At 66.5% G+C, this 15,061-nt stretch carries 13 protein-coding genes; 10 read left to right on the forward strand and 3 right to left on the reverse strand.

Going from position 1 to position 15,061, the window contains the following annotated elements; genetic code table 11:
• Position 1: 1 nt before the first annotated feature.
• From IP93_RS13655 to IP93_RS13700, 10 genes are all read left to right on the forward strand, one after another.
• Positions 2–472, forward strand: coding sequence for a molybdenum cofactor biosynthesis protein MoaE (locus IP93_RS13655; RefSeq protein WP_144816622.1), 471 nt, complete (start codon positions 2–4; stop codon positions 470–472).
• Positions 453–1,019, forward strand: a complete 567-nt coding sequence (gene mobA, locus IP93_RS13660) for a molybdenum cofactor guanylyltransferase (RefSeq protein WP_158636354.1) — start codon at positions 453–455, stop codon at positions 1,017–1,019. The genes IP93_RS13655 and mobA overlap by 20 nt, the downstream gene beginning before the upstream one ends.
• Complete coding sequence (locus IP93_RS13665) at positions 1,016–1,402, forward strand: hypothetical protein (protein WP_144816627.1); 387 nt, start codon at positions 1,016–1,018, stop codon at positions 1,400–1,402. The genes mobA and IP93_RS13665 overlap by 4 nt, the downstream gene beginning before the upstream one ends.
• A 157-nt stretch (positions 1,403–1,559) precedes the next feature.
• Positions 1,560–2,966: a NarK family nitrate/nitrite MFS transporter gene (locus IP93_RS13670; protein WP_144816629.1), complete on the forward strand. Its 1,407-nt coding sequence runs from the start codon at positions 1,560–1,562 to the stop codon at positions 2,964–2,966.
• A 91-nt stretch (positions 2,967–3,057) separates the two neighbouring features.
• Positions 3,058–6,798, forward strand: a complete 3,741-nt coding sequence (locus IP93_RS13675; protein ID WP_144816631.1) for a nitrate reductase subunit alpha — start codon at positions 3,058–3,060, stop codon at positions 6,796–6,798.
• On the forward strand, positions 6,798–8,342 hold the full coding sequence (gene narH, locus IP93_RS13680; RefSeq protein ID WP_144816633.1) for a nitrate reductase subunit beta: 1,545 nt from the start codon (positions 6,798–6,800) through the stop codon (positions 8,340–8,342). The genes IP93_RS13675 and narH overlap by 1 nt, the downstream gene beginning before the upstream one ends.
• Positions 8,339–9,022: a nitrate reductase molybdenum cofactor assembly chaperone gene (gene narJ, locus IP93_RS13685; RefSeq protein ID WP_144816635.1), complete on the forward strand. Its 684-nt coding sequence runs from the start codon at positions 8,339–8,341 to the stop codon at positions 9,020–9,022. Before narH ends, narJ begins: the two co-directional genes overlap by 4 nt.
• The gene (gene narI / locus IP93_RS13690; protein WP_144816637.1) at positions 9,019–9,723 is read left to right on the forward strand and encodes a respiratory nitrate reductase subunit gamma; all 705 of its coding nucleotides are present in this window, start codon (positions 9,019–9,021) and stop codon (positions 9,721–9,723) included. The genes narJ and narI overlap by 4 nt, the downstream gene beginning before the upstream one ends.
• 3 nt (positions 9,724–9,726) lie before the next feature.
• Entirely contained in the window at positions 9,727–10,635 is a 909-nt protein-coding gene (locus tag IP93_RS13695; protein ID WP_144816639.1) for a peptidylprolyl isomerase, read from the forward strand.
• 148 nt (positions 10,636–10,783) lie between these two features.
• Positions 10,784–12,097 carry an MFS transporter gene (locus IP93_RS13700; RefSeq protein ID WP_144816641.1) on the forward strand — a complete coding sequence of 438 codons (1,314 nt, stop codon included), beginning with the start codon at positions 10,784–10,786 and terminating at the stop codon, positions 12,095–12,097.
• Between the two features lie 95 nt (positions 12,098–12,192).
• Here the strand turns inward: IP93_RS13700 and IP93_RS13705 are convergent, their stop codons facing one another.
• The 3 genes from IP93_RS13705 to modB are packed head-to-tail and all read right to left on the reverse strand — an operon-like array spanning position 12,193 to position 15,059.
• A complete protein-coding gene (locus IP93_RS13705) occupies positions 12,193–13,233 on the reverse strand; it encodes a tellurite resistance/C4-dicarboxylate transporter family protein (RefSeq protein ID WP_144816643.1) in 1,041 nt (346 codons plus the stop codon).
• 28 nt (positions 13,234–13,261) lie between these two features.
• On the reverse strand, positions 13,262–14,359 hold the full coding sequence (gene modC, locus IP93_RS13710; protein WP_144816645.1) for a molybdenum ABC transporter ATP-binding protein: 1,098 nt from the start codon (positions 14,357–14,359) through the stop codon (positions 13,262–13,264).
• Positions 14,352–15,059, reverse strand: a complete 708-nt coding sequence (gene modB, locus IP93_RS13715) for a molybdate ABC transporter permease subunit (protein WP_144816686.1) — start codon at positions 15,057–15,059, stop codon at positions 14,352–14,354. Before modB ends, modC begins: the two co-directional genes overlap by 8 nt.
• Positions 15,060–15,061 lie beyond the last annotated feature (2 nt).

A 15,061-nucleotide genomic window follows, 5' to 3' on the forward strand; every position in this document is an offset into this window, starting at 1 on the left:
CATGGACCGGCATCATTGCGCCGTCGTCGATATCGTCGAAGGCCCGCTCGACCCGGCCGCCGCACTGGACTTCGTGTCCGACCCGGGCTTTGGCGGCATCACCCTGTTCGTCGGCCGGGTACGCGACCTGAACCACGGCCGCGTGGTCACCGGCGTCAGTTACGACATGTTCGTGCCGCTGGCCCTGAACGGCTTCCGCGAGATCGCGGCACGTGCCGACGGCGACTTCGGCCCGAAGTTGAAGCTTTACATCGCACACGCCAAGGGGCGGCTCGCGGTGGGGGACCTGGCGGTGGTGGTCGCGGCTGGCACGCCGCACCGCGACGAGGCGTTCCGCGCGTGCCGGCAGGTGATCGAGGCGGTGAAGCACACCAGTCCGATCTGGAAGCAGGAACACTATGAGGATGGCGACAGCGTGTGGAGCGAAGGCTGCTCGCTGTGCGGAGACGAGCATGGGCACGCAGGGCACTGAGTCGCAGCCGTGGACCGGCGTGGTGCTGGCCGGCGGGCATTCTTCACGCATGGGCCGCGACAAGGCGCAGTTGCCATGGCGTGGTCAGACCCTGCTGGCGCATGCCTGCGCCACGCTGCAGGCGGCGGGTGCGGCCAGAGTCGTGGTGAGCGGCGACTACCCCGGCTTCGACTGCGTGGCCGATGGAGCGCCGGGCCTGGGGCCACTGGGCGGCGTGGCCAGCGTGGTCGCCGCGGTGCCCGATGGACCGCTGGTCTTGATTCCGGTCGACATGCCGCTGCTGTCGCCCGCGTTGCTGCGACAACTGGCTGCCGATGGTCGCGCGCGCTGTGTCGTGTATCGCGATTACATCCTGCCGATGCGCTTGTCCGTGGACGCGCTTAGCCGCGTGCTCATTGGCCGGTTGCTGGCCGACCCGGCGGCAGGTCGGTCGATGCGTGCACTGCACGCGACCCTGGGCGGTGCATCCATCCAGCCCAGGGTGGGTGCTGCGGTGGAGTTGGTGAACTGCAATACCCCTGAGCAATGGCAGGCGGTGACCCCATGAAAGTGCAGATGCAGGGCCAGAGCCTGCGCCTTCGGATCAACGAAGCCGAGCTGGCACGGCTGCAGGCCGGCGACGCGGTGGACAACCTGACTCGCCTGCCCGGCGGCGCGGTGAGTCGACAGGCCGTGCAACTGGTGGATGCGGAGGCACCCGCGCTGATGGCAACTGGCGAGGGATGGACCTACCAACTGCCACGTGAACTGCTGGCGCCCTACGTCGCCCGCCTGCCATGCCGTGATGGACTGTCGGCCCGTCTGTCCGTGGGCGATGGCACTGAACTGACCGTCGAGTTTGAAGTGGACGTGCGCGACAGTGTCCGCAGCCGTGGCACACCGCGGCGCGGAGCGCAATCCCGTCGGGACCCTGACCGGGGATCGGGTTGACCTGCGTCAAGACCGCGTGAGGACCAAAATCCGGATTTGATCCGGATCAAACTTTGGTCCAATGCCCAAGACGACACTGCGGACATCGTGATCAGGCCGCGCTCCAGACAGGAGCGCGCTTCGTCACACCCGGATTTCCCTACCGCAGGTACGTCCCATGAACGCGCAACTGGCGAACCGGCCACGCAGCGTTGGTTCCCTGATCCACGATTGGAAGCCGGAGGACGCCGCATTCTGGGCGCGAACCGGCAACCGGATCGCCAACCGAAACCTCGCCATCTCCATCCCCGCGCTGCTGCTGGCATTCGCGATCTGGATGATGTTCTCCGCGGTGGCCGTGAGCCTGCCGCAGGTGGGCTTCACCTTCACCACCGACCAGTTGTTCTGGCTGACGGCATTGCCGGGACTTTCCGGCGCCACGTTGCGCATCTTCTACTCGTTCGTCGTGCCGCTGTTCGGCGGGCGGCGGTGGACCGCCATCGCCACCGCATCATTGTTGATCCCCGCTGTGTGGCTGGGCATCGCGGTGCAGGATCCGGCCACGCCGTACTGGCAGTTCGTCGCCATCGCCATCCTGTGTGGGCTGGGCGGGGGCAACTTCGCCTCGTCGATGTCCAACATCTCGTTCTTCTATCCCAAGGCCAGGCAGGGTTTCGCGCTGGGGCTGAACGCGGGCCTGGGCAACCTGGGCGTGTCGGTGACCCAGTTCGTCATTCCGCTGGTGATCACGTTCGGCCTGTTCGGCACGCTGGCCGGGGCGCCGCAGGTCACCGCTGACGGCAAGCTGCTGTTCCTGCAGAACGCCGGCTTCGTATGGGTGCCATTCCTGGTGGTGTGCAGCATCGCCGCGTGGTTCGGGATGAACGACCTGTCCGCTGCGCGCTCCTCGTTCGCCGAGCAGGCGGTGATCTTCAAGCGAAAGCACAACTGGTTGATGTGCTGGCTGTACATCGGCACGTTCGGGTCGTTCATCGGCTTCTCGGCCGGCTTCCCGATGCTGATCAAGACCCAGTTCCCGGACGTCAACCCGATGACCTACGCCTTCCTCGGGCCGCTGGTCGGTGCGCTGATGCGTTCGGTCGGCGGCTGGCTGGCCGACAAGTTCGGCGGTGCGCTGCTCACCTTCTGGGTGTTCGTGCTGATGATCGCCGGCGTGTTCGCGGTGCTGCACTTCCTGCCCAGCAATGGGCAAGGCGGCAATTTCTACGGCTTCCTGGCCAGCTTCATGGCGCTGTTCGTGGTCAGCGGCATCGGCAATGCCTCCACGTTCCGCATGATCCCGGTGATCTTCCGCACGCTGCATGAGCGCTGGTCGGCCAACGAAGACGCCGATGGCAAGACCGCCGCCATGCGCCAGGCCAGCATCGAGTCGGCGGCCGTGATCGGCTTCAGTTCCGCCATCGGCGCGTACGGCGGCTTCTTCATTCCCAAGAGCTACGGCTCTTCGATCGCGATGACCGGCGGCCCGGAAATGGCCCTGTACGGGTTCATCGCGTTCTACGCCACCTGCCTCGTGGTCACGTGGTGGTGGTACTTCCGCCGCGGCGCGGAAACACCGTGCTGATGCAAGGAAAGAAATACCGGGCCGGCATCGCCGGCCCTACCGACAGGATGCGTGACACCGTGAAGCAATCGATTGCCAAGAGGGTCTTCCCATGAGTTATTTCCTTGACCGGCTGCAGTTCTTCAACCGCAGCCCGGACACGTTCTCCGACGGCCACGGCGTCACCAGGACCGAAAGCCGGGAGTGGGAAAACAGCTACCGCGCCCGCTGGCAGTACGACAAGATCGTGCGCTCCACGCACGGCGTGAACTGCACCGGCTCGTGCAGCTGGAAGATCTACGTCAAGAACGGCCTGGTCACCTGGGAAACCCAGCAGACCGATTACCCGCGCACGCGCCCGGACCTGCCCAACCACGAGCCGCGTGGCTGCCCGCGTGGCGCGAGCTACTCCTGGTACCTGTACAGCGCCAACCGCCTGAAGTACCCGCTGGTGCGCGGCGCGCTGCTGCGCATGTGGCGCGAGGCGCGCAAGACCAAGTCGCCGGTGGAGGCGTGGGCGAGCATCGTCAATGACCCGGCCAAGGCGAAGGACTACAAGTCACGCCGCGGCATGGGCGGTTTCGCCCGCGTGCGCTGGGACGAGGCCAACGAGATGATCGCGGCCGCCAACCTGCATACGGTCAAGCAGCACGGCCCGGACCGCGTGGTCGGCTTCTCGCCGATCCCGGCGATGTCGATGGTGTCGTACGCCGCCGGCGCGCGTTACCTGTCGCTGCTGGGCGGTGCCTGCCTGTCGTTCTACGACTGGTACTGCGACCTGCCGCCGTCCTCGCCGCAGGTGTGGGGCGAGCAGACCGACGTGCCCGAATCGGCCGACTGGTACAACAGCCGTTACATCATCGCGTGGGGCTCCAACGTCCCGCAGACCCGTACGCCGGATGCGCACTTCTTCACCGAGGCGCGCTACAACGGCACCAAGACGGTGGCGATCACCCCGGACTACTCGGAAGTCGCCAAGCTCACCGACCACTGGCTGCATCCCAAGCAGGGCACCGACGCGGCGCTGGCCTTCGCCATGGGCCACGTGATCCTCAAGGAATTCCACGTCGACAACCCGTCGCAGTACTTCACCGACTACTGCCGCCAGTACAGCGACATGCCGCTGCTGGTGCGCCTGGAGAAGCGCGCCGACGGGCGCCTGGTGCCGGAGCGCTTCCTGCGTGCCAGCGACCTGGGCGGGCTGGGCGAGGCCAACAACCCCGAGTGGAAGACGCTGGCCTATGACGAGGCGGCCGGCATCACCGTGCCCAACGGCTCGGTGGGTTTCCGCTGGGGCGAGAAGGGCAAGTGGAACATCGAGGAAAAGGACAGCCAGGGCCGCGAAACGCGCCTGCGCCTGAGCCTGAAGGATGCCAACGACGGCATCGAATCGGTCAGCTTCCCGTACTTCGGCGGCATCGAGAACGAGTACTGGACCGAGTCGAAGTTCGACGAGGTGCTGGAGCGCAACCTGCCGGTCAAGCGCTTGCAGCTGGCCGATGGCAAGGAATGGGCCGTGGCCACCGTCTACGACCTGCTGCTGGCGCAGTACGGCATCGACCGTGGCTTCGGTGGCGGCAACGTGGCGGCCAGCTTCGACGACAACATCCCGGGCACCCCGGCGTGGCAGGAGAAGATCACCGGCGTGCCGCGGCTTGACGTGATCGAGGTGGCCCGCGAGTTCGCGCGCACCGCCGACAAGACGCATGGCCGCAGCATGATCATCGTCGGCGCGGCGATGAACCACTGGTTCCACAACGACATGAACTACCGCGGCCTGATCAACATCCTGGTGATGTGCGGCTGCGTGGGTCAGAGCGGTGGTGGCTGGGCGCACTACGTGGGCCAGGAAAAGCTGCGGCCACAGTCGGGCTGGGTGCCAGTGGCGTTCGGCCTGGACTGGAGCAAGCCGCCGCGCCAGATGAACGGCACGTCGTTCTTCTACTTCAACAGCAGCCAGTACCGTTACGAGAAGCTGGGCGTCGAGGAGATCCTCTCGCCGCTGGCGGATGCGTCCAAGTACACCGGCTCGCTGGCCGACTACAACCTGCGCGCGGTGCGCATGGGCTGGCTGCCGTCGGTCCCGCAGCTCAACACCAACCCGCTGGCGCTGGTGCGCGAGGCCGAGAAGGCCGGCGTGGCGCCGGTGGACTATGCGGTGGGCAAGCTCAAGGATGGCAGCCTGGATTTCGCCTTCGCCGACCCGGACGCGCCGGAGAACTTCCCGCGCAACCTGTTCATCTGGCGCTCCAACCTGCTGGGCAGCTCGGGCAAGGGCCACGAGTACATGCTCAAGCACCTGCTGGGCACCCGCCATGGCCTGCAGGGCAAGGACCTGGGCGAGCGCGGCGCGGCCAAGCCCGAGGAAGTGAAGTGGCGCGACGAGGCGCCGGAAGGCAAGCTCGACCTGCTGGTCACGCTCGACTTCCGCATGTGCACCACCGCGCTGTACAGCGACATCGTGCTGCCCACCGCAACCTGGTACGAGAAGAACGACCTTAACACCTCCGACATGCACCCGTTCATCCACCCGCTGTCCAAGGCGGTGGACCCGGCGTGGGAGGCCCGCAGCGACTGGGACATCTTCAAGGGCATCGCGCGCACCGTCAGCGACCTGGCGCCGGGCGTGCTGGGCGTGGAGAAGGACCTGGTGCTGGTGCCGACCCTGCATGACACCCCCGGCGAAATCTCCATGCCGTTCGGCGTCACCGACTGGAAGAAGGGCGAGTGCGAGCTCATCCCGGGCAAGACCGCCCCGTCGATGGTGGTGGTGGAACGCGACTACCCCAACCTGTACAAGAAGTTCACCTCGCTGGGGCCGCTGCTGGACAAGCAGGGCAACGGCGGCAAGGGCATGCAGTGGGATACGAAGCACGAGGTGGAATTCCTCGCCAAGCTCAACCACGCGGTGCTGGACGAGGGCGTGAGCAAGGGGCGTCCGCAGCTGGAATCGGCCATCGACGCCGCCGAGGCGATCATGCACCTCGCGCCGGAAACCAACGGCCACGTCGCGGTCAAGGCGTGGGAGTCGCTGGGCGGATTCACCGGTCGCGACCACACCCACCTGGCCGTGGGCAAGGAACACGAGGCGATCCGCTTCCGTGACATCCAGGCGCAGCCGCGCAAGATCATCTCCTCGCCGATCTGGTCGGGGCTGGAGGACGAGAACGTCAGCTACAACGCCGGCTATACCAACGTGCATGAGCTGATCCCGTGGCGAACCCTGACAGGCCGCCAGCAGTTCTACCAGGACCACGAGTGGATGGTGGCCTTCGGCGAGGGCTTCATGGGTTACCGCCCGCCGGTCGACACCAAGACGGTCAAGCCGATCCTGGGCAAGAAGCCCAACGGCCACAAGGAGATCGTCCTCAACTGGATCACGCCGCACCAGAAGTGGGGCATCCACAGCACCTACAGCGACAACCTGATCATGCAGACGCTGTCGCGCGGTGGTCCCATCGTGTGGCTGTCCGAGGATGACGCGCGCTCGGCGGGTATCGAGGACAACGACTGGATCGAACTGTTCAACGTCAATGGCGCCATCGCCGCGCGTGCGGTGGTCAGCCAGCGCATGATGAACGGCATCGCGATGATGTATCACGCACAGGAACGGATCATCAACACGCCCGGCTCGGAAATCACCGGTACCCGCGGCGGTATCCACAACTCGGTGACGCGCGTGGTGGTCAAGCCGACCCACATGATCGGCGGGTACGCGCAACTCGCCTATGGCTTCAACTACTACGGAACCGTGGGTACCAACCGCGACGAACTGGTGGTCGTGCGCAAGATGGACAAGATCGATTGGCTGGATGGCGAGCCGGTTCCGGCCAATGCCCAGGAGGTGGTGTGATGAAAGTCCGTGCACAGATCGCGATGGTGCTGAACCTGGACAAGTGCATCGGCTGCCACACCTGCTCGATCACCTGCAAGAACGTCTGGACCAGCCGCGAAGGCGTGGAATACGCCTGGTTCAACAACGTGGAAACCAAGCCCGGCGTGGGCTACCCCAAGGAGTGGGAGAACCAGGACAAGTGGAACGGCGGCTGGGTGCGTACGCAGGCTGGCAAACTGGTGCCGCGTGCCGGCGGGCGCTGGCGCATGCTGGCCAAGATCTTCGCCAACCCGGACCTGCCGCAGATCGACGACTACTACGAGCCGTTCGACTTCGATTACCAGCACCTGCACGAAGCCCCTGACGGCAAGCACCAGCCCACCGCGCGCCCGCGCTCGCTGATCAGCGGCCAGCGCATGCAGAAGATCCACTGGGGTCCGAACTGGGAGGAGATCCTCGGCACCGAGTTCGCCAAGCGCTCCAAGGACCGCAACTTCGACAACGTGCAGAAGGAGATCTACGGCGCGTTCGAGAAGACCTTCATGATGTACCTGCCGCGCCTGTGCGAGCACTGCCTCAACCCGGCGTGCGTGTCGGCGTGCCCGTCGGGCGCGATCTACAAGCGGGAGGAGGACGGCATCGTCCTGATCGACCAGGACAAGTGCCGCGGCTGGCGCATGTGCGTGTCGGCGTGCCCGTACAAGAAGATCTACTACAACTGGAAGAGCGGCAAATCCGAGAAGTGCATCTTCTGTTACCCGCGCATCGAGATGGGCGAACCGACGGTGTGCTCGGAGACCTGCGTGGGCCGGATCCGCTACCTGGGCGTGATGCTGTACGACGCCGACCGCATCGAGGCCGCGGCATCGGTCCCGGCGGAGAAGGACCTGTACCAGGCACACCTGGACATCTTCCTGGATCCGTTCGACCCGAAGGTGATCGAGGCCGCGCGCGCCGCGGGCATTCCCGACAGCTGGCTGGAAGCCGCCAAGGGTTCGCCGGTGTACAAGATGGCCATCGACTGGAAGCTGGCGCTGCCGCTGCACCCCGAATACCGCACGCTGCCGATGGTGTGGTACGTGCCGCCGCTGTCGCCGATCCAGTCCGCCGCCGAGCGTGGCCGCGTGGGCATGAACGGCGAACTGCCGGACGTCGCGTCGCTGCGCATCCCGGTGCGTTACCTGGCCAACATGCTCACCGCCGGTGACGAAGCGCCGGTTGTACGTGCGCTGGAACGCATGATGGCCATGCGCGCCTGGCGCCGTGCGTTGAACGTGGAGGGCGTCGAGGACCACGCGGTGCTGCAGCAGGCCGGTCTCACCGCGGCGCAGGCAGAGGAGATGTATCGCTACCTGGCCATCGCCAACTACGAGGATCGCTTTGTCATCCCGTCGGCGCACCGCGAGTACGCCAACGACGCCTTCGGCGAGCGCGGCGGCTGTGGCTTCACCTTCGGCAACGGCTGCAGCGGTGACAGCCCGGCCGATCTGTTCGGCCAGCGCAAGACCACTGCGTACGCGGTGCACCCGAACCGCCAGGAGAAGCACGAGGTGGTCGAATGAGCCTGCTCAAGCTGGTAGGGGTGCTGCTGGACTACCCGCAGGACGAGCTGTGGCAGCACGGCGACGAACTGCTGGACGCCGCGGCCGATCCCATGCTGTCGGGTGAGCGCCGACAGCAACTGGTCGACTTCACCCGCGAGTTGCTGGCGCTGGAGCCGCTCACCGCACAGGACCGCTGGCTGGCCATGTTTGACCGCGGCCGGGCGATGAGCCTGCTGCTGTTCGAACACATCCACGGCGAGTCGCGCGACCGTGGCCAGGCCATGGTCGACCTGATCGAGGCCTACCGCAAGAACGGCTTCGAGCTGTCCGCCAAGGAATTGCCGGATTACCTGCCGCTGCTGCTGGAATACCTGGACCGGCGCCCGCAGGCGGAGGCCCGCGACTGGCTGCACCATGTCAGCCACATCGTCGGCCTGCTGGCCGCCCGCGCGGGCGAGCGCAACAGCCCGTACGCGGTGCTGTTCGAGATCCTGGTCGAGTACGCCGATGGCAAGCTCGACCTCGGGGCGCTGCGCCAGCGTGCCAGCGAGGAGCCCCGCGATGACACCCCTGAAATGATGGACCGGCTGTGGGAAGAGGAGGCCGTGCGCTTCGGTGCCGAAGCACCGGGCGACGACTGCTCGCCGCCCACCCGCAGCCCCGCACGCCCCGCCGCCACCCGACAGGTGCAGCCATGAGCTACTTCCACCAGTTTGCCTTCCAGATCTATCCGTACATCGCGCTGGCGGTGTTCTTCATTGGCAGCTGGGTGCGCTTCGACAAGTCGATGTACACCTGGCGCACCGGCTCCAGCCAACTGCTGTCCGACAAGGGCATGCGCGTGGGCAGCAACCTGTTCCACATTGGCATCATTGCGATCCTGCTGGGCCACCTCGTCGGCCTGCTGACCCCGCACGCGGTGTACGAACACTTCATCACGGCCCCGCAGAAGCAGCTGATGGCGATGGTGGTGGGTGGCGTGTTCGGCGCGCTGTGCTTCATCGGCATCAGCATCCTGCTGGTGCGCCGCCTGACCAACCCGCGCGTGCGCGCCACGGGTACCTTCGGCGACACGCTGGTACTGGTGTTGCTTTTCGCGCAGCTGGTGCTGGGCATGGTCAGCATTACCGTTTCGGCCACGCACATGGACGGCGGCGTGATGATGCAGCTGGGTTCATGGGCGCAGCACATCGTGACGTTCCGTTGGGGCGCGGCCAACTTCATCACCGACGTGCACTGGATCTACAAGGCGCACGTGTTCCTGGGCATGACCCTGTTCCTGATCGCACCGTTCACCCGCCTGGTGCATGTATGGAGCATTCCGGTCAGCTACCTGTGGCGCCCGTACCAGGTGGTCCGCCGCCGCCAGCCGGCGCTGCGCTACGGTCCGAGGGTCTGAACGATGAGCGATGCAAAGCCAGGCGTGCGCGCCCTGCCGATCACCGTCATCGACTCGCAGAAGCCGGTGGCGGAAGAGGCTCGCGAACACCATCACGACCATGCGGACGAAGGTCCGCGGTCGCTGGGGCGTCCCGCACCGTGCGTACTGTTCGTGGCCGATACCGCCATCAGCGAAGCCGACATCGCCCGCGAGATGCAGTTCCATCGGGCGATGAAGCCGGAGCTTTCGCGGGCGCACGCCGCCCGCGCGCTGGTGGTGCGCGAGCTGCTGCGGCGTGAAGTCGAGCGGCTGGGCTTGGGCGACGAGGTCCAGCCAATCGGCAACGAACCGGCCGAAGAGGCGCACATCCGCGTGTTGCTGGAGCATGAGGTGGAGAACCGCGTCCCCAGCGACGACGACTGTCGCCGATACTTCGAGCAGAACCCCGAGCGGTTCCGTTCGCCGGACCGCGTGCGCGTGCGCCATATCCTGCTGGGCGCCGCGGCGGACGACGTGACCGGACGCTTCAACGCACGCAGCGAAGGCGAGCGCCTGATCGGTGAGTTGCAGGCCAGCCCGGTGCTGTTCGCCGACTTCGCCATGCGTTTTTCCGATTGCCCGTCCAAGGATCAGGGCGGCGAGCTGGGCTGGCTGGAACGAGGGCAAACCACACCCGAGTTCGACCGCCAGGTGTTCCGCCTGCGAGAGGGTTTGGCAGGGTTCCCGGTGGAGTCGCGCTGGGGCTACCACGTGGTGAGCGTGGACGCGATCGCCGCTGGCGAGCCACTTGAGTTTGATCAAGTCCACGAGCGCATTTCCGACTACCTTGAGCTGCAAGTGCGACAGCAGGAGCTGCAGCACTACCTGCTCGAGTTGCAGGCGCGGTACGAAGTGCGCGGGCTGGATGCGATCGAGGCCGAAGCGGCCTGAGTCCGGCCCACGGATGCACCGGCGACGTTGCCGGTAGCGCGTCAGGGCGCCCTGCTGGCGACGGACGTGCCTCCGGTGACGGGGCCTGCCTTCCGCAAAGGCTCGGAAGGCGCTGCACGGGTTCCCAATCCAGACCGGAAGTATGTCCATGCAGGACCTTTCCCAGATAAGCAGCGCCCGCCAGCAACGCGCGCTGTGGCTCAGTACCTTCGCCTTCACCACCTGCTTTGCGGTGTGGATGATCTTTTCGATCATCGGCATCCAGATCAAGCAGCAACTTGGGCTCAACGACACGCAGTTCGGCTTGCTGATCGCCACGCCGGTGCTGACCGGCTCGTTGATCCGCCTGTTCCTTGGCATCTGGGCCGACCAGTTCGGCGGCCGTCGCGTACTGCTGTTCGTGATGCTGGCCGCGGCTGCGGCCACGTGGGGCCTGACCTGGGCCCGGACCTATCCGCAGTTCCTGCTGGGTGCGTTGCTGGTCGGCATTGCCGGCGGCTCGTTCTCGGTGGGCGTGGCCTACGTATCCAAGTGGTTCCCGGCATCAAAGCAGGGGACCGCGCTGGGCATCTTCGGCGCGGGCAACATCGGCTCGGCGGTGACCAAGCTGCTGGCCCCGATGGTGATGGTGGCCTACGGGTGGATGACGGTGGCGAAGGTCTGGGCAGTAGGCCTGGCCGTGGTCGGCATCCTGTTCTACCTGCTGTCCGAGGATGACCCTTCACTTGCCGAGCGGCGTCGCACCGGGGTCAAGCCGATCCCATTCCGCCAGCAGATGGAACCGCTGCGCAACGTGCAGGTGTGGCGCTTCTCGCTGTACTACTTCTTCGTGTTCGGCGCCTTCGTGGCGCTGGCGCTGTGGCTGCCGCGCTATTTGATTGGTGCCTATGGCATGGACGTGGCGACCGCTGGCATGTTCGCGGCGGCGTATTCCATCCCGGCGAGCCTGTTCCGCGTGGTCGGTGGATGGCTTTCGGACAAGGTGGGTGCGCGCAAGGTCATGTACTGGACCTTTGGCATGTCGGTGTTGTGCACGTTCCTGCTGTCGTACCCGAATACGACCTACACCATCCACGGCATTGAGCGTGACATGACCTTCAACCTGGCCGTTGGACTGGTGCCGTTCACGGTACTGGTGTTCGTGCTGGGCTTCTTCATGTCGCTGGGCAAGGCGGCGGTGTACAAGCACATCCCGGCGTACTACCCGCAGCACGTGGGTGCGGTGGGTGGCGTGGTCGGCATGATTGGCGGGCTGGGTGGCTTCGTGCTGCCGATCGCCTTCGGTGCGATGAACGACCTGATCGGCGTGTGGACCAGCTGCTTCATGCTGCTGTTCGTCCTGGTATCCATCGCGCTGATCTGGATGCATTTCGCGATCCGCCGCATGGAGCGCCGCAAGTTCCCGCAGATCGACCGCGAGACGGATTTGCCGGAGATCATCGACGCACAGGCATCGCGCTGAAGATTGGCGGCGGCCACGTGGCGTGTTTGTCGGCCTGGAAGGGCGGCACCGCCACGTGTTCGCCTGCCCTGAGGGGCGGTGGCCGCCACGCGGCATCAGCGCCGGCTGATCGCCTGCACCGCACGCCGCATGGCGCCCACGAACGTGGCCGTCCATGCCAGCAGCGCCGCGTCAAGGAAGACGGCGGGAAGCGGCTCGAGGAAGCGCAGCTTCAATGCCAGTGACAGTTCGTACGTGCAGGCCGCATACATGCCCAGCGGAAACACCGCGCCCCAGTACAGCGGGTCGTACTGCAGCGGGAAGCGCTTGTACACGTGGCGCCACAGCCCCAGCACCAGCAGCATCGGGATCCACCAGGTGCCGGTGGTCCAGTAGAAGATGGTGAAACCCTTGATGAAGGGCAGCAGCGATATCAGGAACGGGGCGTCCGGGCTGTTGAGCACCAGCAGCGAGCCGGCCAGGGTGGAAATGGCCATCGCGCCCATGTTGATCCAGTACGGCGGTGACAGGTCGCCGGGCTGGAAACGGAAGAACGTGTAGCGGTAGAAGATCAGCGACATCATCCAGATGTAGAGCATGCCGCCCCACAGCCACATCGACAGCGCCAGGAAGTTCAGCTCCAGCTTCCACGGCTGGCCGATATGCGTGGCCAGCAACGCACTGAGCACACTCACCGACTGCGTGGCCACCACCGCCAGCCGCCAGCCGCCGTTGATGCCCTGGTCCAGCGGTGGCTTGTCTTCCTTGATGGTGAGGATGGTGAAGATGGTGTAGGTCAGCAGCACCCACAGCGCGACGGCCACGCCCCACAGTACGGCGGCCAGGTTGCGCTGGCCGCCGAGCAGCAGCACCTGCGCGCCGAGCACGCTGGTGGCTGCCACCGCGGTGAAGAAGCCGGGGCCGCGCAAGTGGTCCTGCAAGTCGTGAAGGAAGGCGTGGCGATGGCGGTGCAGGCGCAGCAGGTACAGGCCCAACAACGTCGCGTACATGGCCACGTTGAGCGCGAACATCGCCTGCGCGAGCCAGTGCAGGCCCTGCATGTGCGCGGCCAGCGAGACGATGCCGGTGGCCATGACCATGCCGAAGTACGCTGGCGACAGGCTGGCGAGCCCGGGTTGCTGCGATGGGTCCGACATGACGTGCCCCCTGTACCGAACGATACCTTCAAACCAGCAATGCCACCGCCTTCACTTGCGCCCACAGTGCCATGCCGGGTGACAGCTTCAGCCGCTCCACCGAGCGGTGCGAGATCCGCGCCAGCAGCGGCGCGCCGGACGCATCCAGCCGCGCCTGCACCTGGCCGCCCGGCAGTTCCGCCAGTTCCACCAGCGTGGCCGGCAGCACGTTGAGCAGGCTGGAATCCTCGTGCCGGCTCAATGCCAGGCTGACGTCGCGGGCCTGGACCCGCACGCGCATGCGCGTGCCGGTGGCATGCCTGGATGCATGGGGCGAAGCGTTGGCCATCCCGTGCGCGTGCAATCGGCCTGCTGGCGTGTGCAGGGTCAGCAGGCCATGGGCGTCCGTCTCTTCCACGCGCGCCTCCATCACCACGCCCGCATCATCGCGCAAGGCCATGGGCAGGTCGCTGCGGTTGAGCACGTCCAGCGCGGGGCCGGCCACCGTCACCCGGCCGCCTTCGAGCAGCACCAGATGGTCGGCCAACCGCGCCACTTCCTCCACCGAGTGGGTGACGTACAGCACGGGGATGCCGGCGTCGCGGCGGATCGCCTCGATGTAGGGCAGTATCTCGGCGCGGCGGTTGGCGTCCAGTGCACTCAACGGCTCATCCAGCAGCAGCCAGCGCGGTTGGGTCACCAGCGCGCGGGCGAGGGCGACGCGCTGGCGCTCGCCGCCGGACAGCGTGTCGGGGCGGCGGGCCAGCAGCGGTGCCAGGTCGAGGCGTTGGATCCACGCATCCAGCACGTGCGCGGGCGAGCCGGTGCGACGCCAGCCATAGCGCAGGTTGGCGTCCACGCTGAGGTGCGGCAGCAGCGCCGTGTGCTGGAAAACCACGCCGGTTGCGCGCTGATGTGCAGGCAGCCGCTCGCGCTCGTCCTGCCAGGTTTGTCCCGCGACGTGGAGCGTGCCTTCGGCGTCGGGTTCGAGACCGGCAATGGCCCGCAGCAGGGTGCTCTTGCCACCGCCGGAGGGTCCGAACACGGCCGTCGTGCCCTGGCCGGGCAGGGTCAGGTCGACCTCCAGGTGGAAGTCGCGACGCGCGACCGCCAGGCGCACCAGGATGTCGTCGGCCGCGTCAGGCATGCGCCACCGCCGTGCGCCGTCCGAGCCACTGCATCACCAGCAGCAGGACGAAGGAGAACGCCAGCAGCCCCGCCGCCAGCACGTGCGCGTCGGCGTAGGCCATGCCTTCGACCTGGTCGTAAAGCAGCACCGACAGCACCCGCGTTTCGCCTTCGATGTTGCCGCCCACCATCAGCACCACGCCGAACTCGCCGACGGTATGCGCGAAGCCGAGCAGGGCGGCAGTGACCAGCGCCGGGCGCGAGAGCGGCAGCACCACGCTGAAGAAGCGGTCCAGCGGCGAGGCGCGCAACGTGGCAGCGGCTTCCAGCACTGCGGGCGAAACGGCGGCAAACCCGGCCTGCAGCGGATGCACGACAAAGGGCATCGAATACAGCACCGAGGCCAGCAGCAGGCCTTCGAAGGTGAAGGCCAGCGTGCCCAGCCCCAGCGCGTTCGTCATCTGTCCGATCGGGCCCTGCGGCGCCAGCCCGATCAGCAGGTAGAAGCCCAGCACCGTGGGCGGCAGCACCATCGGCAGCGCGACCACCGCGCCCACTGGCATGCGCCAGGCCGAACGGGTGCGCGCCAGCCACCACGCCAGCGGCATGCCCAGCGCCAGCAGGATCAGCGTGGTCAGCCCGGCCAGCTTGAGCGTGACCCACGTGGCCGCCACCCAGGGGGCGGCGTGCCAGGCAGGTTCGGCGAAGGCTGGATCCATCG

Origin of the sequence: Aerolutibacter ruishenii, from assembly GCF_007830115.1 — a bacterium.
GTDB classification, from domain to species: Bacteria; Pseudomonadota; Gammaproteobacteria; order Xanthomonadales; family Xanthomonadaceae; genus Aerolutibacter; species Aerolutibacter ruishenii.

What these genes read in the sequence shown, in the direction of transcription:
- IP93_RS13705 (WP_144816643.1), bottom strand. Translation starts at nt 13,233, where the DNA reads ATGTCGGACCCATCGCAGCAACCCGGGCTCGCCAGCCTGTCGCCAGCG.
- mobA (WP_158636354.1), top strand. Translation starts at nt 453, where the DNA reads ATGGGCACGCAGGGCACTGAGTCGCAGCCGTGGACCGGCGTGGTGCTG.
- narJ (WP_144816635.1), top strand. Translation starts at nt 8,339, where the DNA reads ATGAGCCTGCTCAAGCTGGTAGGGGTGCTGCTGGACTACCCGCAGGAC.
- IP93_RS13655 (WP_144816622.1), top strand. Translation starts at nt 2, where the DNA reads ATGGACCGGCATCATTGCGCCGTCGTCGATATCGTCGAAGGCCCGCTC.
- modB (WP_144816686.1), bottom strand. Translation starts at nt 15,059, where the DNA reads ATGGATCCAGCCTTCGCCGAACCTGCCTGGCACGCCGCCCCCTGGGTG.
- IP93_RS13695 (WP_144816639.1), top strand. Translation starts at nt 9,727, where the DNA reads ATGAGCGATGCAAAGCCAGGCGTGCGCGCCCTGCCGATCACCGTCATC.
- IP93_RS13670 (WP_144816629.1), top strand. Translation starts at nt 1,560, where the DNA reads ATGAACGCGCAACTGGCGAACCGGCCACGCAGCGTTGGTTCCCTGATC.
- narI (WP_144816637.1), top strand. Translation starts at nt 9,019, where the DNA reads ATGAGCTACTTCCACCAGTTTGCCTTCCAGATCTATCCGTACATCGCG.
- IP93_RS13665 (WP_144816627.1), top strand. Translation starts at nt 1,016, where the DNA reads ATGAAAGTGCAGATGCAGGGCCAGAGCCTGCGCCTTCGGATCAACGAA.
- narH (WP_144816633.1), top strand. Translation starts at nt 6,798, where the DNA reads ATGAAAGTCCGTGCACAGATCGCGATGGTGCTGAACCTGGACAAGTGC.
- IP93_RS13700 (WP_144816641.1), top strand. Translation starts at nt 10,784, where the DNA reads ATGCAGGACCTTTCCCAGATAAGCAGCGCCCGCCAGCAACGCGCGCTG.
- modC (WP_144816645.1), bottom strand. Translation starts at nt 14,359, where the DNA reads ATGCCTGACGCGGCCGACGACATCCTGGTGCGCCTGGCGGTCGCGCGT.
- IP93_RS13675 (WP_144816631.1), top strand. Translation starts at nt 3,058, where the DNA reads ATGAGTTATTTCCTTGACCGGCTGCAGTTCTTCAACCGCAGCCCGGAC.